Annotated in this window: 13 protein-coding genes, 2 tRNA genes and 3 rRNA genes; 9 read left to right on the top strand and 9 right to left on the bottom strand. The window is 43.9% G+C overall.

Translation table 11 applies throughout. The annotated features are described in order from the left end of the window. Positions 1 to 902: 902 nt before the first annotated feature. The 8 genes from BM283_RS02040 to BM283_RS02005 form a co-directional block, all read right to left on the bottom strand. Positions 903 to 1,277, bottom strand: coding sequence for a hypothetical protein (locus tag BM283_RS02040; RefSeq protein ID WP_090688602.1), 375 nt, complete (start codon positions 1,275 to 1,277; stop codon positions 903 to 905). Positions 1,278 to 1,415: 138 nt separating this feature from the next. Beyond that, entirely contained in the window at positions 1,416 to 1,793 is a 378-nt protein-coding gene (locus tag BM283_RS02035; protein ID WP_090688600.1) for an SPW repeat domain-containing protein, read from the bottom strand. 113 nt (positions 1,794 to 1,906) lie between these two features. Further along, positions 1,907 to 2,605 (bottom strand): Crp/Fnr family transcriptional regulator, encoded by a 699-nt coding sequence (locus tag BM283_RS02030; protein ID WP_090688598.1) that lies wholly within the window; start codon positions 2,603 to 2,605, stop codon positions 1,907 to 1,909. A 469-nt stretch (positions 2,606 to 3,074) separates the two neighbouring features. Continuing rightward, positions 3,075 to 3,617 carry a peptide-methionine (R)-S-oxide reductase MsrB gene (msrB, locus tag BM283_RS02025; protein WP_090688596.1) on the bottom strand — a complete coding sequence of 181 codons (543 nt, stop codon included), beginning with the start codon at positions 3,615 to 3,617 and terminating at the stop codon, positions 3,075 to 3,077. Positions 3,618 to 4,054: 437 nt separating this feature from the next. Continuing rightward, positions 4,055 to 4,597, bottom strand: a complete 543-nt coding sequence (locus BM283_RS02020) for a hypothetical protein (RefSeq protein ID WP_090688594.1) — start codon at positions 4,595 to 4,597, stop codon at positions 4,055 to 4,057. Positions 4,598 to 4,621: 24 nt separating this feature from the next. After that, positions 4,622 to 5,791: a hypothetical protein gene (locus BM283_RS02015; protein ID WP_139225166.1), complete on the bottom strand. Its 1,170-nt coding sequence runs from the start codon at positions 5,789 to 5,791 to the stop codon at positions 4,622 to 4,624. Positions 5,792 to 6,224: 433 nt separating this feature from the next. After that, entirely contained in the window at positions 6,225 to 7,643 is a 1,419-nt protein-coding gene (locus BM283_RS02010) for a DUF3482 domain-containing protein (RefSeq protein WP_090688590.1), read from the bottom strand. A 2-nt stretch (positions 7,644 to 7,645) separates the two neighbouring features. Beyond that, positions 7,646 to 9,040, bottom strand: coding sequence for a DUF2868 domain-containing protein (locus BM283_RS02005; protein WP_090688588.1), 1,395 nt, complete (start codon positions 9,038 to 9,040; stop codon positions 7,646 to 7,648). 217 nt (positions 9,041 to 9,257) lie between these two features. Here BM283_RS02005 and BM283_RS02000 point away from each other — a divergent pair, with 217 nt between their 5' ends. Further along, on the top strand, positions 9,258 to 9,971 hold the full coding sequence (locus BM283_RS02000) for a type 1 glutamine amidotransferase (protein WP_090688585.1): 714 nt from the start codon (positions 9,258 to 9,260) through the stop codon (positions 9,969 to 9,971). Between the two features lie 127 nt (positions 9,972 to 10,098). Here the strand turns inward: BM283_RS02000 and glgB are convergent, their stop codons facing one another. Continuing rightward, positions 10,099 to 12,303 (bottom strand): 1,4-alpha-glucan branching protein GlgB, encoded by a 2,205-nt coding sequence (gene glgB / locus BM283_RS01995; RefSeq protein ID WP_090688581.1) that lies wholly within the window; start codon positions 12,301 to 12,303, stop codon positions 10,099 to 10,101. A 273-nt stretch (positions 12,304 to 12,576) separates the two neighbouring features. Between glgB and glgC the strand changes: the two genes are divergently transcribed. The 8 genes from glgC (at position 12,577) to rrf (ending at position 23,609) form a co-directional block, all read left to right on the top strand. Then, positions 12,577 to 13,821, top strand: a complete 1,245-nt coding sequence (gene glgC / locus BM283_RS01990) for a glucose-1-phosphate adenylyltransferase (protein WP_090688578.1) — start codon at positions 12,577 to 12,579, stop codon at positions 13,819 to 13,821. A 262-nt stretch (positions 13,822 to 14,083) separates the two neighbouring features. Continuing rightward, on the top strand, positions 14,084 to 15,790 hold the full coding sequence (locus tag BM283_RS01985; protein WP_090688575.1) for a glycoside hydrolase family 57 protein: 1,707 nt from the start codon (positions 14,084 to 14,086) through the stop codon (positions 15,788 to 15,790). A gap of 113 nt (positions 15,791 to 15,903) precedes the next feature. Next, positions 15,904 to 17,928 carry an alpha-amylase/4-alpha-glucanotransferase domain-containing protein gene (locus BM283_RS01980; protein WP_090688572.1) on the top strand — a complete coding sequence of 675 codons (2,025 nt, stop codon included), beginning with the start codon at positions 15,904 to 15,906 and terminating at the stop codon, positions 17,926 to 17,928. A gap of 516 nt (positions 17,929 to 18,444) precedes the next feature. Next, positions 18,445 to 19,982, top strand: a 16S ribosomal RNA gene (locus BM283_RS01975). Positions 19,983 to 20,085: 103 nt separating this feature from the next. Then, a tRNA-Ile gene (locus BM283_RS01970) sits at positions 20,086 to 20,162 on the top strand. A gap of 4 nt (positions 20,163 to 20,166) precedes the next feature. After that, positions 20,167 to 20,242 (top strand) — tRNA-Ala (locus BM283_RS01965). Positions 20,243 to 20,516: 274 nt separating this feature from the next. Further along, positions 20,517 to 23,406, top strand: a 23S ribosomal RNA gene (locus tag BM283_RS01960). 90 nt (positions 23,407 to 23,496) lie between these two features. Continuing rightward, positions 23,497 to 23,609 (top strand): 5S ribosomal RNA (rrf, locus tag BM283_RS01955). The 16S, 23S and 5S rRNA genes sit together here with 2 tRNA genes alongside, the layout of an rRNA operon. Positions 23,610 to 24,728 lie beyond the last annotated feature (1,119 nt).

The raw sequence follows: 24,728 nt of genomic DNA, 5'->3' as shown, positions 1-24,728 counted from the left end.
GCGTAATGCTTCAATAGTAGGTAGCTTTTGACTGCACTTGAATGAATTGATAATTATTGGCATCTGCAAGAGTGCGCTGCCAGCATCATAAGTAAGCTGATACTGCTTGCAATTTGACGATATCTACTAATGCTTCATACCTAACATTTAAAAATTAAGATAAAACTTTCAAACACTTGATTAAGCGAAATCATCACCCAATACCGGAATCAGCCCTGGAGGTTATTGATGTTTTGTTGTTGATAATGGATTAGATACTTAATAAAGTAATTATTAATAATTATCAGTTACGATACTTTGATGTAAATCAAGAAACAATTAATAATAATTATTATTATGTTCTCTGTGAGCAATATATGTGCCAATAAATTTTATATAATATAATCAAATACTTGACTAAAATAAGGTTGAAAGATTATAAATAAATTGTCGCCAATTTATTAACATATCTCGTGTCATTTGTATAACTATCTGTTTTTACGTGAAGTAATTTGTCGCTAATTAGCGACATAAGTGAGATGTGATAGAAATAATGAAAAATTCTTGAGGGGAAATTGGCTATTGATAAATGAACCTGCCAATCGCAGTTGATCGCTTAAGGAAAAGGCTATGTCAGGACTAGAGAAACACTTTTTCGCAATTCTAATTCTTTCATGTAGCTGTATAGTAGGCCACTCCCTAGTATCGCGCAAATTGTGCTCATAGAAGGAGCAGATCTGTGGCCTCGATGCATACGGTCCAACCGGATCATTGCACGCTACACCTTGTCCAGTTACGGTTTTTTATATAGATATGTATGTGAACTGGGAGGTCGGAATGAAGGTGCTGGCAGAAACAATTGCTTATCTTATTTCATGTCCAACTATTTTTAGAGGTGGCCTGAAATTTTTCAATCAACAGGCTCATCTGAGCGAGCCGGTTTCCATTGCGTGCTGAATACTCAAAGCAAGCTCTTTGGCTTCCTGGAAACTCGATTGGTGGGTGACCATGATGGTGATGAAACTCTTTTTATCACTGGTTCGTCGGCAATGCACGGCCAGGTTATAATCGTTGTTGACTAGCGCAACATCATCTGCACGCTGCAGGATTTGTCCTGTTACTTCAGAAGCAATTGCTGTGTATGCACGACTCAGGCAATCTTTTTTACTAATGTTTAAGGGTAGAACAGTGTAAAAGAGGGATGGCGAAGCGCTTACTGCTTGTTTGATAGGAGTAAGAAGCAATGTTGCGCAAATGATCAGTAAGAGCCGTATCAAAATAACGATTGGTATAGGCATGGTACTTCCTCCAGTGATGTGCTAAAAAGCATGCGAGGTGTTGAATCCTGGCGCTCTCTTTGTGTGACGTAAGCATTCCTGTCGGGCTGTGGTGCCTATACCTATTTCATATCCTGGTGATAGCCATTTTTTAGAAAATTAGTCTTTTATCGTCATAAAGATTGAGCGATTTTCACCTCGATAGTCTGTCAGTAATCCTACCACAATAATAATAAGTCCCATGGCAATATAAAAATTCCGAGCGATAAACTCGTCAGCGAAACCTAGGATGAAGGGAACTGCCACTAATACCGGCCCAACTATGCGCTCGATCCAGCCTTGCAACGTAAAGGGAATTATCTTGAAGGCGCCAAAGGGAAAACCGGAAATCAAGGTAACAGCAAGATGAACTGCAGCCAACCCATATGCAAGCATTGCGGGTATTTTGCTTAAACCTAATAAGGTAGGTGCGAGTAAAAATATAACCACTGTCAGGAAATCCAAATAGCCATGGTTACGTGGTGAAATTATTTTCATTTGACTGCTCCTTTATTGATGGTGAGTAACAGTCAGTACTTTAATACGGTGTTACTGCCAATGTCTGTTAGCTAGACAACAACCGCTTAGGGTAAATATCGCAACAGCTGAGTTTAATCAAACGATTGCTCATTGATTAATGCGGCATCGTTGATACAAATCTGCTCGCGCGTATAGTCAAGTAATCCTCGATTTCTAAACTCATTCATGATGGTACTGACTACAGAACGGCTGGCACCTACTAGATCTGCCAGCTCTTGCTGAGTGAGGAAAACTTCCAATGAATATCCATGTTTACATCGTGTTCCAAATAATTGAGCAAGATCAAGGAGTGTTGCAACAACCCGTTTGCCAACTGGCTGAGTAAGGATAGTGCGGAGTTTGCGTTCAATCTGCTGCTGACGGTTAGACATGGTCTCGAAAACAGCCCATGACCACTCCGGCCAGCGATATATCAACTTTCTGAAATCTTCATATTCTATCCGATAGAACGAGACTTTTCCCAGAGCCTGTGCGCTTTCTTGCATGATTGGTTTAGCGCAATCATGCTGCAGTTGTCCAATGACACACCCTGATTTTATTAAAGCAAGCGTCAACTCATTACCCTGGATCGTGAGATAGGTAAGTTTTACGATACCTTCTTTTATCCAAAAAAGATTTGCGCAGCTTTCCCCTTGGCGATAGAGAAAATGTTTATCAGGAATTTCGATTTCCTGAATGGAAGGACATATTTGCTTCCATTGCTGCAAATTTTGCTCTAACAGCGGATTGAGAAATTCAGCTTTTATATGATCGTGTTTTGAGGAGGACATTGACAGTGCTGATTAAAAATAGGCTAGCCTATAGACCCGATACACCAATCATTTTATTGCTAAATCGATTCCGATTTTGTCGACTTCACCTTGCTGCTTTATTGATGCTGTCTGCGGTTCGCCTTCTCATCATCTTTGATTTGTAAATAGTATAAGATACTCAAATGGGATTATATAATGCTGAGAGCTGTTTTTGGTTGGCCCAAAATAATCTGTACGACTTCGACGTGGTCAGTTCTGTCTTGCTGATTGACTCGTAAGTAGCCACTGATATATCCCGACATGGTTTCGATCATACCATGAGCTTTATCAAGCGTTTGATTTAAGAAACGATTTGTCAGCGCCGGTCAGATCAATCCGATCCGGCTACTGCCAGCCTGCAAGGGCAGCCAATATTAAGAATAGCCATATGTCAGCCCATCGGCTATTCATTTCATGTAATTTGATTTAATCTTTCAGCCTTTATGTTTTATCCCCTCAGTTCGGGGAGTGCTTCTTCTTTAGGGATAAACCTTAGCGCTAATCCATTATTACACCAGCGCTCTTCGCGTGGCGGTGGGCCATCATTGAAGACATGGCCCTGATGGCCCTCACAGCGTGCGCAGTGATACTCGGTGCGAGGCCAGATCAGCTTGAAATCACGTTTGGTGCCGATATGGCCAGAAATAGGTTGGGTAAAGCTGGGCCATCCGGTACCGCTATCATATTTATGTTTGCTATCGAATAAGGGTAAATAGCAAGCGGCACAAATGTAGGTGCCATCACGATATTCTTGGTTAAGAGGATTGCTTGCAGGAGGCTCCGTGTCTTCTTCAAACAATACCTGGTAAGCCTCGGGTGACAATAACGAACGCCACGCTTCATGCGGTTTATTGAGCGGGGCAACGGTTATCGGATCGATTTTAATTTTTGTGCTCCTTTGTTGTTCGGCACCTAACTCGCGTGGATAGGATGAGATAAAAGGCAGTGTGATCAATGTAGCCAACCCTTTCAGCCAAGTGCGTTTTTTCATGTGGATCCCCATTTTTTCAAATAAGTTCAGCAAAAATTTGATCGCCAGCGTATGGTATGGTTCAGCATGACCGGCTTTTCAGAACAGCTATCTTAGAAGATGAGATCGCGCGAGAATGAGGGTTAATGCGTTTATATGATGAAGATGAGCGGACAAGTAGTATACAACCCCACCTGTCCATCGGGCGGGGAGCCATCCACAATGAAGCATGATTATTGACCGCCTGGTTCTGCAAAAGTAACTTCCCAGTTCATTTAATTATCGCGTTGATCCATTTCAACTCTATATTCATGACCATCGGCCAGAACGTAAGGTATGGTCATTTTACCTGCGGTAAGATCGACGCAATTCTCGATCCGACTCACTACGCTATTTACGCTATGGGATTATTTCATGATTCTACTTATTGACGTTTGAAATAGTATCATTAAATAAATTTAGTAGGGAGGAGCCGGCGGAGGGCTGCCTGGAGGGGGAGGTGGATAGCTGTCTGAAGGAGCACGTTGGGGTGCCGGCTTGCTACCGCTGCTTGAGTATCCCTCGTTGACAAAACGCCCGGGAGAGGGGATGCGATGACCATTGGCATACATGCACTGCATATAAGCTGTATCGTAGCGCTGTTGATTGATATTTCCTGAAGATTGTGCAGAACTGCTGCCAGCCAATCCTCCCACCAATAAGCCACTCCCTGCACCAATGGCCGCACCTCGTCCGCCACCAAAAGCAGTGCCTGCGATGGCGCCTAATGCAGTTGTAAGAGCGGCGGTTTCCATACCGCTGAATATGGATGCACGGCGTGGCGTTTGTTCGCTGACTTGCTCGCTCGCAAATTGTCTACAGAGCAAGTCATCCGATCTAAATTGCTCAAACGTTTTATCTGCTGAGGGTAAAACCATTACGCCTGGTCCCGTCGGTATGTGAACACATGCTGTGAGCAGCGTGAGTGACAGCAGCATGGATATTTTAGTAATTCTTGGCATAACCAGATTTCCTTTGAAATTTAATTAAGAAGGCTGTGAAGGAATTTTTACCCAACCATCAGGGCACTTCCTAACATAAGGATAGTACCCTTCTGGTTTTCGACAATAGTGCCAATAATTGGTTTTTGGCTCAGGAGCAGGTTGTGAAACATTCTGTTGTTGAATATAAGCCGGTTTGCTGGGCGGCACGCTGGTCATGGTTATTGGGAATGCCGGATCAGCAATCACCGCGGGGAAGCCACCTGACGGATAGTAACTTTCAAAACGGCCATAGGAGCCAAAGCCAGCATAAGCAATAGGAACATAGCCACTATAAAAACCAATTCCTCCAAAAGAATCGAAACTGCTGTGTAAACCAAAACTATTATAAGGTGCGAAACCACCATATCCATAATAACCAAAGCTGCTGAAAGGGATGAAAGAATAAAAAGGACCAGCTCCCCATCCTGGGTCGATACCTAGCCCAAATCCAATACCAAAATCATGGTAATGTGCGTGATGCTGACCATGCAAAATACCGTGGCTAAGTGCACCGTGGTGATCATGTTCATTATTCTGAAGCGAGTGAGCGTTCTGAATATGAATGTTCTGGGCTAAAGAATCACCCTGAGCAACATTGGTTTGGATGGACGAGTCTGCCTGAGCTGATCCATCCTGCTGAATAGGCTGACCATGCTGAGTGGAATCTCCATTGGTAGCTTGATGAATTGGGGCGAATTCATTATCCGGGACAAACTCACCTTCCTGCGGAGGGTGAGTGAGTTCGACAGACTGCTTATCTTGATGAACAGATCCCACCATATCATGATTAGCGTAATCCTTTGTCATAACCTCATTGTATTGCTCAAAGTCTCGTCCTGGGCTTGGATTATCGGCTCGCTCAAAATTTTCCGGCTGAGTAAAATTTTCGTTTTGATAAATGAGGCTACTCTGTTCCGAATCTGCACTTGGATAAAAGTCTTCCCTTTGATCCATATCTCTTGTCACAAAACTGTTTGTAAAATCTCCGTTCCAATCAAAGTTTTCTCCGGAATCGCTACCGAAATCATTACTAAAATCAACATCAGAATCAAAATCGTCTCCAAGATCACTCTTATCAAAGTCGATACTATCCCCATCAGCGGTCCATGCTGAAGCTGCCGATATCGAGCAAGCCAAGACGACAGTCATACAAATCAGTTTGAATCTGTTCATATCAATTTTTATTTGAGTTTGGTGGAGTTAGCCTGGATATTTCGCTAAATCAGCTTGGCAAAATATCCAGGCTAAACAAAATTAATTATCAAATTACACCATTCAGTGATGCTCATTGTGCTGGTTTCAGCAACTAATAATTGAGATGGATTCATCATGTGCGATACTGACTGTCATCTTATCCAGCAGATCCTGAATGAAAGCTGAATCTACGATATTTTCCCAAATATAAGAGAACTGTGAGTTATCTTGGCGGTGTCGGTGCGCGTTCTATCCGCCATGTGCTGGAGATGACTACTGCCTGTTTCTTGACGAGCGTCAGATGGGTTTGATTGCATTTCTAAATCAAAACTGACTTTGTCGGCTTCACCTTGCCATATTATTGAGATTGTCTGCAGCTCGCCTTCGCGTCATGTTTGATTTGGAAATGGAATTAGCCGTTAGCTAGCAATGCATTGATCAGTTTGGCTTCAATATTTTGATATTGTGGATCTTGATTTCGAGCGGTAGAAGGTTTACACCATATCGGATTCTGTTGCAGGGTATTGATTATATCGGGCCAGTTACTGGGTAATTTTTCTGAAGCAGATACAGTGGTCGTATCAATCTGGTCTGCCTGGTACGCAGCATGACCACGATGCATCAGTTTTGACAACAATTGCTGCTGACGGAGGTAGAGTATCTGCAGCGTGCTTTCATCCACACACAACCATTGCATGCCTTGAATTTTGGCTTTGATCTCCTTGCCATAGCGTTTAAATGTTGACCAGCCAGTGCCAGCGATCGCACCCAAGGCAGTGGCTGCTCCTAAGCTTAGCCCACCCACCATCAGATCAATTCCTGCGCCTGTTGCTGCACCTTTGAGTGCAGCACTGCCAATATCAAGACCATACGCCTTGAGAACCCCGGGAGCAAATATATCAAGCTGCCATTGGCCATTGCTGACAGGAATTTTTTGGAGAGCAATGTCTTTCTCTGAGAAATTAAAAATGGTTAGCAAATCTCTTAAACAGCTTTGTTCGGATTTTCTCACGAAATCCTTTAATTTTTGGACGGCGGTTGAATTTGCATGACTATCGCTCTGGTTCCGTTTGCTTTCACGATAGCAGGCAACCGATACAATCAACTCAACGATGCGTCTGGCTGCAGACAGGCAGAGTTGGTCCCATACCGTGGCGCGGTAATTGATGAGTTTCTGCAATTGCTCATAGTGTGATTCCACCAGAGTTTGTATTTTTTGATACAACCGCTTCTCCGCCTCAAAAGAAAAGGCGACTGTATCGAATTCTAATGAGGTATGAAGATTGAAAGCAGCCAGTTTTTTTCGCCAGATGGCAAGCTCTGCTGTGTGGTTGGCAATAAAATTGAAAACCGGGATGATGGGTTTCATAGCCTTGCTGAGCACCTCGATTTCCATCAGATATTTTTCCAATACAGGCTCGCGCACATCGATGATGTACAATAGGACATCGCTGCGCAATATTTGCCTGATGACCTTGGCTTCTTGTTCTAATGGATCATCGATAGACGTGGTGGCAATGAATTTTTCTAATATTTCGATGGGTGAAAACGATTTATGATGCGTGCCAATCGATTTAAGTTGCCTTAACAGTGCATGAGAATCCTCAATACCAGGGGTGTCATGTAAATTCAATATGGCTTCATTATCAGCAAAAATAGTTGCCCGTTCAACATGGCGAGTCGTTCCTGCACTATCTTCGATTTTACCGAATTGATTGCTTCGCAGCATGGTGCGAATCAGCGAGGTCTTACCGGTATTAGTGTGGCCTACCACTGCAATATTTATCAATGAGGGAATATCCTGGTGTGATGCTTTATCTGCTACATTCATGGTTATTGAGTGATAACACATTCAGCGGGAATAGCGCATGCCTCAGCCGTTCTGAACCATGCGAGTTTGCGTGTGTCGGCAACGGGAATGGCTGCGCGGCTGCGCAGTAAAACTAACCAAACCTCTCCAGAGGTATAAGTCATCAGATCCCGGATGGTACGTTGCACGCCTCTGTCTGGCAGGCGATGAGCAGCCACACCAATCAGCAACGCACTATCGGATTTCTGGATGATGTTGGCTGCTTCCGAAAACGATGCCTGATCAATGACATTTTTGCTGCAGTTCATGCCATCTGGCCAAACGATATGATCATCAAGTTCAATCCCAATTGCGAGTGCATTTTGCAATATACCCTGGCCAACTTGTCGAGGAGTGATCTTTTTATCTACGACTATATTCGGGTCTGCATCAATGACGCTGGACTCAAGTTGATGCGCCATTAAACGTTGTCGTAAAGTAATATAGTAAGGTAAATAGAGATCTATTTTGAAGCGATGCTCAGCTAGTTTTAGCATCAGCACAGAAACAAGTAGCAATATAAGCCGAGGCGCAATGCCATAGAGCAATAAGGCGCTCAACAAGAATTTGGCCCAGGCACTTCTGGTTTCCGCATCTTGTTCTTGTATAATCGCGCTCACTCGGCTTGCTGCAATCTGAGAGCTGTCGGGAGGAACCAGACCCCAAAATTCCATAGGTTTACTCAGCCATTGAGTCAGTTCAGGAAGACTGCTTTCTGGTAGTAATGTCGTTCCCCAAATAAAGTCATATTGCTTTGCCATCATGAGCAGCACCAGTAAGACTATCCCGGTCGCCAGATAAGTCAGCCAGAATTGATGAGTGAGAATACTGATGCGCCATTTGCCAACTGTACCAGTCAAATTGGCTTCCCACCAGCCGCGTGCGGCAAGTAAAGCAATCGTATCACTCTCCTTTTCCTTGTGACGATAGGGTAACCAGCAAGCCAGCTGAGCGACAACCCCTGCACTCAATCCCTGTGATTTGAATGAAATACCTATCACCCACAGCATAATGGAAATTAAATTGAAGCCGAGCAAAACTGCTAATAACCAATATATGTTGAGCGTGGAAGACTCGCCTATTGCATTACCTGCTGCCAATGCGCCCAAAATTGCCGAGCTTATTAAGCTTATTCGGCTCGCACGGATAAAAAGTTTTTGGGGATATTGTAATGTTGTAGCTAGCGCATTATCCTGAATCAGGCGCCGGGCACGGGTGGTTAGCCGTTTTAGAAAAACAGGGTAATTGAAATCAGAAACAGCGTGGGTTTCCATATCAGCGATGCTTGCGTATGACAGCGCTTCTGCTTTGCCCGTTTCAATGTGGCGCAATTGCTCTAAACGAACCAGATCAGAGAACGTAGTGTTGTGTGTGGCCATAACTGTTGATTAAAAGAATGGAAAAACAGAGCGTTATTCCTCCTGATCTGTCAAGCTGATTGAAAGGTGATTGGCATCGATTAAATTGAGCCTGAAAAAAGTGCGTCGAATGGTCCCGGTTCACAAAATCATTTAAAAATACAATCAGAAGAAAGAACTCAATGGAAAAAGCTACAATTAGCAGTTAAAGATTTGTTATACCAGAAAGGTTATCGCCATGAAACCAATTGCAATTTTTAGATTTTCCCCTATTGAGGGACCTGGCTATTTTGCCACATTTCTCGACAACAATCATATTCCCTGGCAGCTAATCAGCATCGATCAGGGGGAGGGCCTTCCTGGTAATATTTATCCATTTAGTGGCTTGGCTCTGATGGGAGGCCCCATGAGCGTCAACGATAACCTGCCTTGGATTGACTTATTACTTAACCTGATTAAGCAAGCAGTAGCTCATGATGTGCCTGTATTGGGGCATTGTTTGGGTGGCCAACTTATGTCCAAAGCGTTTGGAGGTATTATTGAGGCGAATCCTATCAAAGAATTGGGCTGGGGAAAAGTCCGCGTGGCGGATAATCCGGTTGCGCGCGAATGGTTAGAGGATGTAAAAGAATTTGAACTATTTCACTGGCATGGGGAGACCTTTTCTTTACCTGCTGGAAGTTCATTGCTGCTTTCCAACGATTATTGCCAAAATCAGGCATTTGCATTAGGAATTCATCTGGGAATGCAGTGCCATGTGGAGATGACCGAAGACATGGTGCTTAGCTGGAGTAGAATGAATGCGACAGAAATTATACAGAATCAGGCCAGTCCTGCAGTGCAATCAGCTGATGCCATGCAAATGAATCTGAAGTCTCGCGTGTCGAAATTGAATACCATTGCCGATCAGTTATACCGCAAATGGATCAAGGCATTAAAAACGGAAGAGTAATCGCTCTGCGTAAATTTTTTGTTTATGAAGATAATCCAGACTAACCCCAATATGCCTTCTTTGTTTGATGTCATGGATGTAAACGCTACTGACTATGAATAGAAAGTTCGGTGAGGTACTAGGCTGTTTAAGTATTACTCGGCCTCAGAATAATCCCAGCTAATGGTGGCAGCGTGATCATGAGGGAATCAGCAAAACTTAAACAGGGTTCTCCGGTTGTGGTAATCCAGCCAGCATTTCCTATATTACTCCCGCCATAATAAGCGGAGTCACTATTAAATACTTCTTGGTAGGAGCCGCTGACAGGCGTGCCGATACGGTATTTCATGCGCGTGACTGGCGTAAAATTTAATACAATCAGCCTAAACGAACCATCTTGCGCATGACGCAGATAGCTAATGACAGATTGCTCTGCATCATGACAATCGACCCAGCTAAACCCTTCCGCGAAGAAATCAAGCTGATGTAATGCGGGGGTATTCATATAAAGATGATTCAGGTCGCGTAATGCCATTTGTACGCCGCGATGAGGCTCATATTCCAGCAAATTCCAATCAAGCTCTTTATTAACTTGCCATTCAGACCCATGAGCAAATTCGTTACCCATAAAATTAAGTTTTTTGCCGGGGCAAGTCAGTTGGTAGGTAAACAACAAACGCAAGTTGGCAAATTTCTGCCAGACATCGCCTGGCATTTTGGCTAACAAAGAGCCTTTACCATGCACCACTTCATCGTGTGATAGTGGCAATACAAAGTTTTCGGTGTAGGCGTATAACTGATTAAAGGTTAAATTATTGTGCTGATAACGACGGTGAATGGGGTCAAGCTTCATATAAGTAAGCGTGTCATTCATCCAACCCATGTTCCATTTCATGGAAAACCCTAATCCACCCACATAAGTGGGACGTGATACTGCTGGCCACGAGGTAGATTCTTCCGCCAAAGTAATCGCGCCGGGAAACGCTTCATGCACCATAATATTGAGTTCGCGCAGGAAATCTACCGCCTCGAGGTTTTCCCGGCCACCGTATTTATTGGGTAACCATTCTCCTGCTTTGCGTGAGTAATCCAGATAAAGCATTGAAGCTACTGCATCCACACGTAATCCATCGATATGGAATACATTTAACCAATAATGCGCGCTTGAGAGTAAAAACGATCTCACTTCATTACGCCCATAATTGAAAATAAATGTTCCCCAGTCTTGATGGAATCCCAGACGAGGATCTTCATGCTCGTAAAGGGCAGTGCCGTCGAAGCGGGCTAAGGAAAAAATATCCTGAGGAAAATGGGCTGGCACCCAATCCAGGATGACTCCGATGTTTGCTTGATGACAAGCATTCACAAAAAATTTGAAATCTTCTGGCAAGCCATATCGACTTGATATCGCGAAATAGCCTGTTGTCTGATAACCCCAGGACTCATCAAGTGGGTGTTCTGATATCGGCAATAATTCAACATGTGAATAGCCCATGTCGAGCAGATAAGGAATCAAATGCTGGGCAAGCTCACGATAAGTATAGAAACGCCCATCGGGATGCCGTTTCCATGAGCCTGCATGAATTTCATAGATATTGAGTGGTGCATGTAACCAGTCCCAGCCAGTTCGTTTCTGCATCCAATCTGTATCCTGCCAAACAAAGTTTTCTTCCATTGGAGTGCGGCCTGCATTGCTGGGGCGCAGCTCATGATAATTTGCAAAAGGATCTGTCTTGATCAAGATATCGCCAGTATTACGATTGCGAATCTCATATTTGTAAAGGGTGCCACTTGGTAAACCAGGAATAAATAATTCCCATACGCCGCTATGATGATGAACAGCCATTGGATGTATTCGCCCATCCCAACGATTAAAATCACCAATTATGCTGACACGTTCAGCATTGGGTGCCCAGACCGCAAAGCGGACACCGGCAATTCCATGTATGGCAGTCAACTGTGCACCCAGGGTTCGATAAGCTTGACGCAGATTGCCTTCATTATATAAATACAGCTCATAATCGGAAATTTGCACAGGAAAAGCATAGGGGTCATACCATTCACGCACGGCTCCCAGTGAAGTCTTTTCCTCGATTCGCAAGAGATAGGGGTGCATGGGAGGTATTTTGCTATGCCATTCAAAGATACCCTCATCATGGATCCGTGTCATTGGCTCAAAACCATTGGCTGTCTGAATCCAGACATTGGCAGCATAAGGCTGGAATACTCTTGTTGCCAGCGCATCATCCTGCTCCCTGTGCACGCCCAGGTAATCAAATGGGTTATGTAATCGTGCCGCTAACAACATTTCTTGCAATGAATCAGTGCTGGTATGTACAAGTTCAGATTTCATAGGCCTCGATAGTAACTAACAAGAAAACAAGAGAGGGTTATGTCTGGAAATGACAATTAAGATCCAGTAAGATAAGATGCTATAAATACAATAGATTACATAATACAACTCATATTCTAAAGTATAAAGTGGCGAGCTTGACTATAGTAACGCTATAACATCTACTAGATGGGCTTATTTTCTATGCTGGATTGCTTGTGTTGTGATTGATGTATTGATTATCCATATTCATATTATCAATTAAATGGATCTTCTCAGATCGGGAGATATTGAATGCTTACACATAACGCGCTTGCATTAATACTCGCAGGAGGACGTGGCAGCCGTTTACATCATCTAACAGACTGGCGTGCTAAACCAGCTGTGCCGTTTGGTGGTAAGTTCCGTATTATAGATTTTCCTCTGTCGAATTGTGTCAATTCGGGTGTGCGGCGTATTGGAGTGGTTACTCAATATAAAGCGCAGAGCCTGATTCGCCATATCCAGCGTGGCTGGAGCTTTCTTGATGGGCGGTTCAAAGAATATGTCGAGCTTTTTCCAGCTCAACAGCGAACTGAAGAAACTTGGTATCAAGGGACTGCCGATGCTGTTTTTCAGAACCTTGATATTTTGCGTTATCATGCTCCTGGCTATGTTCTGATATTGGGTGGTGATCATGTTTATAAAATGGATTACAGTAGAATGCTTGTCGAGCATAAAAAAAGAGGCGCAGACATCACTATTGCCTGCTTGGAGGTACCACTGGAAGAAGCCACTGCTTTTGGGGTGGTGGCGGTAAACGATAAATGGCATGTGACTAGTTTTACTGAGAAGCCTGATCATCCCGCCTCCATGCCAGGTCAGTCAGATCGTGCATTGGTTAGCATGGGTATTTATCTCTTTAATGCTTCATTTCTGTTTGAACAATTGATTCGCGATCACGATGACACTCATTCTTCGCACGATTTTGGTAAAGATTTGATTCCGTACTTAGTGAATCATCATCGTGTTTATGCACATAGCTTTCATAGCAGTTGTGTCAATATGGCTGCCGGTATTCCTTACTGGCGCGATGTGGGGACAGTGGATGCTTACTGGGAAGCTAATATCGATCTTACGACCATTACACCTGCTCTTAATCTATATGATGAAGACTGGCCGATCTGGACTTACCAGGAACAATTACCGCCTGCCAAATTTGTGTTTGATGGTGACGATCGACGAGGACATGCGCTTGATTCTACGATTTCGGGGGGATGTATTATTAGTGGCGCAACCATTCGTCGCTCATTATTATTTTCCAATGTCCAAGTTCGAAGCTATGGGATCGTCGAGGACTCGGTCGTGCTTCCTAATGTAGATATAGGTCGGCATGTCCATTTGAAGCGCGTGGTCGTTGAAAAAAACTGCGTCATACCGGAAGGATTGAAAGTTGGATTCGATCCAGAAGAAGACAGCAAGCGATTCTATGTAACGAAAAAAGGGATTACACTCATAACGCCCGAAATGCTGGGTCAAAGCATACATTATGTTCGTTAAGCATCTGAAAAGGGGGGGCTGGTAGAGGGTAATACCGTCCTCAATTCATTAGTAAGCCATTCCATTTCCGAATCAAAAATAGCGTGAAAGCGAGCGGCAGGCAGTATGAATAATACAGCAAGGTGAAGCCAGCAGAGTCAGGCTTGATTTAGGAATGGATCAGCATAATCGGCATGGTGTTCTTGGGCATGCCCATATGACGGGTCTTAACTAAGAATTCATATTTTTTTGAGTAATTAGATAGGCAATCTGCTTTTAATTCATGAAACCACTGAATCTCGCTTTACTATGGCATATGCATCAACCCGATTACCGGGACCGTGACACAGGTGAATTCTTGCTGCCGTGGGTATATTTGCATGCCATCAAAGATTACACTGATATGGCGCATCACTTAGAACAACATCCCTGTGTCAAGGCGATCGTCAATTTTGTGCCCATATTGTTGGATCAACTTGAAGATTATGCACAGCAGTTTACACAGAAAAAAATACGTGATCCATTATTACGCCTGCTTGCTACGCCCGATCTGAATATGATCACGGTGAATGAACGTGCATCTATACTGAATAGCTGCTTTCAGAGCAATCATGCCACCATGCTAAAACCTTATCCTGCCTATCAACATTTGCATGATGTGTACGATATGCTCAAAAGGCAGGGGGATAAGGATTTAATCTATGTTTCCGGTCAGTATCTGGCTGATCTGTTAATGTGGTATCACCTTGCATGGACGGGGGAAAGTGTGCGGCGAAGCCATGAGTTTGTGGTAAAGCTCATGGCGCAAGGTAAAAATTTTAGTTATACAGATAGATTGCAGCTATTTAATCTTATTGGAAAGCTTATTCAGGAATTGATTCCACGTTACCGTGAACTTGCTGCCAGCGGTCAAATTGAACTATCCACTACGCCTCATTTTCATCCGTTGGCTCCTTTGCTGATTGATTTCTCGTCAGCGCGTGATAGTCTTCCCGAGGCTACTTTACCTTCGAATGCAATTTATCCGGGAGGATGTGAGCGCGTTACCTTTCATGTAAAGTCAGCTATCAATCGTCACAGACAATACTTTGATACGCAGCCTGCGGGCTTCTGGCCTGCTGAAGGGGGGATATCAAAAGATTTGCTGAATATCTTCATGGAATTGGACTGCCAATGGAGTGCCAGTGGTGAGGGTGTATTGGTTAACAGCTTGCGTAAATCGTTTCCGAATCAATCGTTACCGAATCGGAATCACTATCTTTACCGCCCCTACCAAGTATCTGAGGAAAAAAACGGGATGTTTTGTTTTTTTCGTGATGACAAATTATCCGATATGATCGGGTTCGAATATTCAAAATGGTTTGGGCGCGATGCAGCAGAAAATTTTATCCATATGCTTGAGAAAATTCATCATGAGGTGCAGGCAATTACGTATCCCATTGTAAGTGTCATTCTTGATGGTGAAAATGCCTGGGAGTCTTATCCTTATAATGGTTACTATTTTCTCAAAGATCTTTACGATTTGCTTGAAAACCACCCATTCATTCAAACAACGACTTATCGTGATTATATTGTGAATTTAATTGATACGCAGGCTGAAACCCAAATTTTACCTGTACTAGCTGCAGGAAGCTGGGTTTACGGAAGCTTTTCTACTTGGATAGGTGATCATGACAAAAATTTAGCCTGGGATCTATTATGTACAGCTAAACAGAGTTATGATTTTGTAATGAAGAGCGGGCGTCTGACGGATGAAGAAAAATTAATGGTAGAACAGCAGCTTGCATCATGTGAGAGTTCTGACTGGTTCTGGTGGTTTGGTGATTATAATTCTGCACAGGCAGTTGCTAGTTTTGATCAATTGTTTCGAAAAAATCTTGCCAACCTCTATCGTTTGCTGAAATTGCCAGTACCCGCAATCGTGCTGGAGCCAATCAGTCAGGGTGGAAGATATACTGAGGTGATTGAAACGATGCGGCGCTCATCGTAAAGCGGGTCAAAGTAAAAAGAATAGACGCCTGGTATGAAATTGTTTTCATAAAATAAAAAATGCATTAGTTTAGGAGCTTCAAACTGTCCATAACATAAAACGAGTGAAACTTAGTGGCATCTCAATCTATCTCTTTACTATTTGGTGTTCATGCGCATCAGCCGGTTGGAAACTTTGCAGAAGTTTTAGTCGATGCGCATTTGCGTTGTTATAGACCTTTTTTACAAGTTTTATATCGTTATCCAGATTTTAAGTTTGCTCTTCATTTTTCTGGATGGCTACTTGATTTCTTATTTGAGCATTACCCCAATGATATGGCTTTATTGCGTGAGATGGTCATGCGGGGGCAAGTAGAGCTTTTCGGTGCGGGAGAAACAGAACCAGTATTAGCGGTTATTCCCAATCGGGACCGTATTGGACAAATTGAAACTTTTTCCAAGAAATTAGAGGAAAGATTCGGGCAGCGTCCACAGGGTGCTTGGCTCACTGAGCGGGTATGGGAATCAACCGTGGTGCCCGCGTTGGTAGATTGCGGGATTCGCTACGTTATCGTAGATGATTATCATTTTATGTGTGCGGGCAAAACCAAAGCAGAACTCAATGGTTTCTTTACCACCGAGGAAGATGATCGCGCCTTGGATCTTTTCCCTATATCTGAAATGCTTCGTTATAAGTTACCTTTTTCCCCAGCACATGAAGCGGTGGCCTATATTGAGTCTCTAGCTGAAAACTCAACAACAAACAAGGGTGTTGCCGCTATTTATTTCGATGATATCGAGAAATTTGGCATTTGGCCTGAGACCTATCAGTGGGTATATGAGAAGGGCTGGCTTGAGCAATTTATTCAAGGTGTACTGGCTTCTCCCAAAATTTTTCCTCGACATTATCATGATTATCATGCTTTGGAAAAATCTCATGGAATAATTTATCTGCCGACTACCTCCTACATTGAGATGAATGAATGGACGTTACCTGCTGGACCAGCTAATGCTTATGCTGATCTAGTGCGCCAGGCAAAAGCAACTGGCTGGTATGAGCATAATAAATCCTTTCTACGCGGAGGTATCTGGAAAAATTTTTTTTCTCGTTACCCTGAATCGAACTGGATGCACAAGCGTATGCTATCCCTTTCTGCCCGTTTTGCTGCGCTGCCGGTAACGCAATGCTCTGATGCGATGCGACAAAAATTGTATGCTGCACAAGCCAATGATGCTTATTGGCATGGCTTGTTCGGTGGTCTATATCTCCCGCATTTGCGACGAGCTATATACAATAATGTTGTCGAATTAGAAGGTTTGTTGGATGAGTGTGCACCACGTCCTGCTTTTTTTATCGAGGATACCGATCTGGACGGTGTGGAAGAAGCCTATTTACATAATCAAGTACTCCAGGCTGTAGTTAAGCTTGATGGCAATGCGAGCCTATGTGAATTTGATGCCTATCAGCTCAAGCATAATTTTGGTGACACGTTACGTCGTCAAATAGAACATTACTACTGCAAAATACAACCCAATGCACTTGAAATACCCAAACATAGCGGTACGGGTATTGCATCTGCGCATGATCGGATCAATTTTAAGAATCAAATTATTCTTTCTGACTTACAGGTTGACGCTCATCCGCAAAGCCTGTTTTTTGACAACCTAAATAAAGTGTCATTAATTTATCATCTCGAATCACAAGATGAGTCTCGTATCCGTTTCTTGTCCAAAAACGATCAAGGTGAAGTCGTTAAGGTACTGGAGCTTTCTGGCAACCGCCTTTTAGTTTCCTATCACTTGTCGGGGAATGTAGAGGGCCATCTGGAAACCGAAATCAATTTAGCTATGCCCAGTTGTGATGGTCCAGGTGGCCGTTATGTTAAAGATGAATCCACGGTGTTGGGCGGTTTTGGGCAATATATGGATTTGGCGGATATCACTAACATCGCTATGGAGGATGTGGTTCTGCAGGGTATGCTGCTAATGAGTACTTCTGCTCCAATCAGATTTTGTGCGCAACCTCACTTTTCTGTATCTCAATCGGAGGGAGGCTATGAAAAGATTATGCAGGCTGTCAAATTAAAATTGATCTGGCCAGTTACTGAGCGTGAATTAAGGATTACTCTGGAAGTGAAGGCAAAAGAGTATTCTGAGTAACAATCAGAGTGGTTCAGGGGTTGCCCTGTTTGTGTTTGTAGCGGCTGGCAAATAATAAATCGTAATTTGCTGTCACTCATTGTCAGGTGGTGAGCATTACTTTATAGCGCAACCAATTAATCCTGGAAAAGCGCAGTAACATGCAAAGTTGAAACATGTCGCTTGAATCAATAGAGAATAACAGGATGGTAATATTTTGTAATATGCCTGTAAACTATTGAAACAATAATCAAATAATCGATGTGAGTTTATTGTATTCGTTGATTGAGAAAATTTATTTTAAAAAAAATGTTAAAAAGCTTGACGGAGAAAATATGGTCTGTATAATGCACATCTCTGTTGCTTGAGACGAAAAAAAAGCAACCAGCTCTTTAAAAAAATAAACAGCCAATAGATGTAGGCGCTTAGTAAATATAACTAATTTGATTGATATTAAATTAGTAACTAAGAGTTATACAAGGTAAATAGTGTATAGATGTTAATATATGCTAAATGCTGAGCAAATAGAATTAAATTAAACTGAAGAGTTTGATCCTGGCTCAGATTGAACGCTGGCGGCATGCTTTACACATGCAAGTCGAACGGCAGCACGGGGGCAACCCTGGTGGCGAGTGGCGAACGGGTGAGTAATACATCGGAACGTGTCTTAAAGTGGGGGATAACGCATCGAAAGATGTGCTAATACCGCATAATCTCTAAGGAGGAAAGCAGGGGATCGAAAGACCTTGTGCTTTTAGAGCGGCCGATGCCTGATTAGCTAGTTGGTAAGGTAAAGGCTTACCAAGGCAACGATCAGTAGCTGGTCTGAGAGGACGACCAGCCACACTGGGACTGAGACACGGCCCAGACTCCTACGGGAGGCAGCAGTGGGGAATTTTGGACAATGGGCGCAAGCCTGATCCAGCCATGCCGCGTGAGTGAAGAAGGCCTTCGGGTTGTAAAGCTCTTTCGGTCGGGAAGAAATAGTTATGGCTAATATCCATAATGAATGACGGTACCGACATAAGAAGCACCGGCTAACTACGTGCCAGCAGCCGCGGTAATACGTAGGGTGCAAGCGTTAATCGGAATTATTGGGCGTAAAGGGTGCGCAGGCGGATGTATAAGTCAGATGTGAAATCCCCGGGCTTAACCTGGGAATTGCGTTTGAAACTATATGACTAGAGTGTGATAGAGGGGAGTGGAATTCCATGTGTAGCAGTGAAATGCGTAGAGATGTGGAAGAACACCGATGGCGAAGGCAGCTCCCTGGATTAACACTGACGCTCATGCACGAAAGCGTGGGGAGCAAACAGGATTAGATACCCTGGTAGTCCACGCCCTAAACGATGTCAACTAGTTGTCGGATCTGTTAAAAGATTTGGTAACGTAGCTAACGCGTGAAGTTGACCGCCTGGGAAGTACGGTCGCAAGATTAAAACTCAAAGGAATTGACGGGGACCCGCACAAGCGGTGGATTATGTGGATTAATTCGATGCAACGCGAAAAACCTTACCTACCCTTGACATGCTCGAAATTCCACAGAGATGTGGAAGTGCCCGAAAGGGAATCGAGGCACAGGTGCTGCATGGCTGTCGTCAGCTCGTGTCGTGAGATGTTGGGTTAAGTCCCGCAACGAGCGCAACCCTTGTCACTAATTGCCATCATTCAGTTGGGCACTTTAGTGAGACTGCCGGTGACAAACCGGAGGAAGGTGGGGATGACGTCAAGTCCTCATGGCCCTTATGGGTAGGGCTTCACACGTAATACAATGGCGCGTACAGAGGGTTGCCAACCCGCGAGGGGGAGCTAATCTCAGAAAGCGCGTCGTAGTCCGGATCGGAGTCTGCAACTCGACTCCGTGAAGTCGGAATCGCTAGTAATCGCGGATCAGCATGTCGCGGTGAATACGTTCCCGGGTCTTGTACACACCGCCCGTCACACCATGGGAGTAATTTTCACCAGAAGCAGATAGTCTAACCGCAAGGAGGGCGTTTGCCACGGTGAGAGTTATGACTGGGGTGAAGTCGTAACAAGGTAGCCGTAGGGGAACCTGCGGCTGGATCACCTCCTTTCTAATGAAATATTGCTAAGCGCCTACAATCTATTGGTTGTTTTAAAAGTTAAATAGCAAATGAGATATGAGGCAAAAGGTTGTGCTAATATAGGATCCTTTATGGGTCTGTAGCTCAGTTGGTTAGAGCACACGCTTGATAAGCGTGGGGTCGGTGGTTCAAGTCCACCCAGACCCACCAGATAGGGGGTGTAGCTCAGCTGGGAGAGCACCTGCTTTGCAAGCAGGGGGTCATCGGTTCGATCCCGTTCACCTCCACCATATTATGTCCAATCTTGATGGTTCGAGAAAAATATCTCTCGGTAATCATGAAAAATAAGATTATATTTTATTGCTGGTTTGGCTTTGTTCTTTAAAAAAATAGAAAAAGTAGATTGTAAATTAAACAAATTCAGAAACATAAAAGCTGATATATGAATATTAATTGAATCAATTGATTAATATTTGTTGGAGCATAAAATATTATCTGGAAAGATCGGTAGTATTTTAAAAATCTGGAGTTGTGTATCAAGAAAAGAAGTTCTCAAAATTATAGGGTCAAGCAAATAAGTGCATGTGGTGGATGCCTTGGCGATTACAGGCGATGAAGGACGTGGAAATCTGCGATAAGCTTCGGGGAGCTGATAAACAAGCTTTGATCCGGAGATGTCCGAATGGGGAAACCCGATCCGCAAGGATCATCCTCATCTGAATATATAGGATGAGCGAAGCGAACCTAACGAACTGAAACATCTAAGTAGTTAGAGGAAAAGAAATCAACCGAGATTCCCAAAGTAGTGGCGAGCGAAATGGGATCAGCCATCAATCTTTAGCATTGGAATTAGTCAAATCTTCTGGAAAGTTGAACCATAGAGAGTGATAGTCTCGTAGGCGAAAATTCTGATGTGGAACTAGGATTGAAAAAAGTAGGGCGGAACACGTGAAATTCTGTCTGAAGATGGGGGGACCATCCTCCAAGGCTAAATACTCGTAATCGACCGATAGTGAACTAGTACCGTGAGGGAAAGGTGAAAAGAACCCCGGGAGGGGAGTGAAATAGATCCTGAAACCGCATGCATACAAACAGTGGGAGCCCTGTATGGGGTGACTGCGTACCTTTTGTATAATGGGTCAGCGACTTACATTCAGTAGCAAGCTTAACCGATTAGGGGAGGCGTAGCGAAAGCGAGTCTTAATAGGGCGACTAAGTTGCTGGGTGTAGACCCGAAACCAGATGATCTACTCATGGCCAGGATGAAAGGAAGGTAACACTTCGTGGAGGTCCGAACCCACTAATGTTGAAAAATTAGGGGATGAGCTGTGGGTAGGGGTGAAAGGCTAAACAAATCTGGAAATAGCTGGTTCTCTCCGAAAACTATTTAGGTAGTGCCTCATGTATAACCTTTGGGGGTAGAGCACTGTTATGGCTAGGGGGTCATTGAGACTTACCAAACCATTGCAAACTCCGAATACCAAAGAGTTTTAGCATGGGAGACAGACATCGGGTGCTAACGTTCGGTGTCAAGAGGGAAACAACCCAGACCCTCAGCTAAGGTCCCAAAGATATAGTTAAGTGGTAAACGAGGTGGGAAGGCATAGACAGTCAGGAGGTTGGCTTAGAAGCAGCCATCCTTTAAAGAAAGCGTAATAGCTCACTGATCGAGTCGTCCTGCGCGGAAGATGTAACGGGGCTTAAACTATACACCGAAGCTAGGGATTCGCACGTAAGTGCGAATGGTAGGAGAGCGTTCCGTAGGCCTGTGAAGGTGATTTGTAAAAATTGCTGGAGGTATCGGAAGTGCGAATGCTGACATGAGTAGCGATAAAGGAAGTGAAAAGCTTCCTCGCCGAAAACCCAAGGTTTCCTGTGCAACGTTAATCGACGCAGGGTGAGTCGGCCCCTAAGGTGAGGCAGAAATGCGTAACTGATGGGAAACTGGTTAATATTCCAGTACCTTTACATAATGCGATGCGGGGACGGAGAAGGTTAGCTCAGCCAGGTGTTGGATGTCCTGGTTGAAGCGTGTAGACATGCTGCTTAGGCAAATCCGGGCGGCTAAGTTGAGACGTGATAACGAAACACTCTTCGGAGTGCCAAGTGAGTAATACCATGCTTCCAGGAAAAGCCGCTAAGCTTCAGTTATGTAAGGACCGTACCGTAAACCGACACAGGTGGGAAGGATGAGAATTCTAAGGCGCTTGAGAGAACCCAGGAGAAGGAACTCGGCAAATTGACACCGTAACTTCGGGAGAAGGTGTGCCTTTAGTAAGTGAATCGCCTTGCGCGAAGAGCTGAGAAAGGTTGCAATAAAAAGATGGCTGCGACTGTTTAATAAAAACACAGCACTCTGCAAACACGAAAGTGGACGTATAGGGTGTGACGCCTGCCCGGTGCCGGAAGGTTAAATGATGGGGTGCAAGCTCTTGATTGAAGCCCCGGTAAACGGCGGCCGTAACTATAACGGTCCTAAGGTAGCGAAATTCCTTGTCGGGTAAGTTCCGACCTGCACGAATGGCGTAACGATGGCCATACTGTCTCCTCCTGGGACTCAGCGAAATTGAAATGTTTGTGAAGATGCAATCTACCCGCGGCTAGACGGAAAGACCCCGTGCACCTTTACTGTAGCTTTACATTGGATTTTGACAATACTTGTGTAGGATAGGTGGGAGGCTGTGAAGTATACTCGCCAGAGTATATGGAGCCGTCCTTGAAATACCACCCTGGTGTTGTTGAGATTCTAACCTAGATCCATAAGCTGGATTGGGGACCGTGTATGGTAGGCAGTTTGACTGGGGCGGTCTCCTCCCAAAGTGTAACGGAGGAGTACGAAGGTACGCTAGGTACGGTCGGAAATCGTGCTGATAGTGCAATGGCATAAGCGTGCTTAACTGCGAGACTGACAAGTCGAGCAGATGCGAAAGCAGGTCATAGTGATCCGGTGGTTCTGTATGGAAGGGCCATCGCTCAACGGATAAAAGGTACGCCGGGGATAACAGGCTGATTCCTCCCAAGAGTTCATATCGACGGGGGAGTTTGGCACCTCGATGTCGGCTCATCACATCCTGGGGCTGTAGCCGGTCCCAAGGGTATGGCTGTTCGCCATTTAAAGTGGTACGTGAGCTGGGTTTAAAACGTCGTGAGACAGTTTGGTCCCTATCTGCCGTGGGCGCTGGAAATTTGAGTGGGGCTCCTCCTAGTACGAGAGGACCGGAGTGGACATACCTCTGGTGTACCGGTTATGACGCCAGTCGTATTGCCGGGTAGCTAAGTATGGAAAAGATAACCGCTGAAAGCATCTAAGCGGGAAACTTGCCACAAGATTAGATTTCCCGGGGAGTAAATCCCCCTAAAGGCTCGTTGAAGACTACAACGTTGATAGGTCGGATGTGGAAGCATAGTAATATGTTAAGCTAACCGATACTAATTGGCCGTGCGGCTTGATCCTATAATTTTGAGAATAAATTAACATCTCTTGACAGGAAAATTAATTTAAAAGTTTATTTGTTTTAATCTACTTTAAAACAAAAAGGTTACGCTTGGCGGCTATAGCGCTTTGGAACCACCTCTTCCCATTCCGAACAGAACCGTGAAACGAAGTTGCGCCGATGATAGTGTGTTTTCGCATGTGAAAGTAGGTCACCGCCAAGCTTATTGTTTTCTTACACTTAAAAAGCTATTAAGATATTATATAAATACAATTTATCTTAGTTTAGTTTATCGAAAGTGTTGTTCATTCATTTGTTTCATTCCAATCCAGTTTTACCTGAATCGATAAAGTAGATATCAATTAAAGAAATTTTTAGGAATTCTTTTGTCTTAGTATGGTAATGATTCTACATTTATCTGTTTTCTTTGTATAAACTGAAGTCAGTTTTACTCAATTTCCTCGTTAAGTGGCGCGTGGCTACTAGTCTTATTTGCCATCTGATATTATCCCAGATTCAATTCCTGATGCGCAGTAATGTGCGCCATATTCGTATTTATAATTTCATTTCTAAATTAAAAATGACGCGAAGGCGAGCCGTAGGCAGTATAATTAATATGGCAAGTTGAAGCTGACAAAGTCAGTTTAGATTTAAAAATGGAATAAGTTGCCAGAGCTTTTTATCGGAGCACTTGCCGTAATGAGATTCAAACCAGCTATTAGCCTAACCAACCAAGAATGATTCAGAATGTGTAGGGTTTGAAGAACATATCGGCAGTTTGATTTCGTTGGCTACACAGTGCTTTGTAGCGTTCTGCGCTACACATGAACGTTTTGCTTGCACGTACTGATAGGTATCGGATAATCAGGAATAGCACTCCTGCCACAGTGCATCAAGATCAATTTTGTGTTTGTGAACTCCTTGAGATTTGCGCTTAATGTTCTTGATCCAGCGCGTCACCCTACCACGCCAACATCAAATCAGGTCGCTCTACCTCGGATATCGTCAATCCTTCTTTCTCTCGAACAGACAGGACTTTACGGCGGAAATCCAATCAATATACCCCTTTATATGATAATCATAATTATCTGGCTGTGCGAGATTTCGTGTATTAATTTTGCCCGGCTTGCTTAGCAGCGCCCTAGCCCGAATATTGCACGAGCATCCAAACTAAGAGCGAATTTGCCAGAAATTGATTTTTAATTTGGATGAATCGTATTTGTAGTCAGAATTTGTTGTTAAGCATTAAGCTTTTTTGTGTTTTCTGGTGGAGTTATGGCAAAAAGTGGGGATTTCTTCAGTTAATAGGCATAGCCCATCCACCCCATCGCTATTTTATGCG

It is taken from the genome of Nitrosomonas sp. Nm34 (assembly GCF_900113925.1).
GTDB lineage: Bacteria > Pseudomonadota > Gammaproteobacteria > Burkholderiales > Nitrosomonadaceae > Nitrosomonas.
Note: the sequence above shows the minus strand (reverse complement) of the source record. Positions and strands in the feature narration are given on the sequence as shown.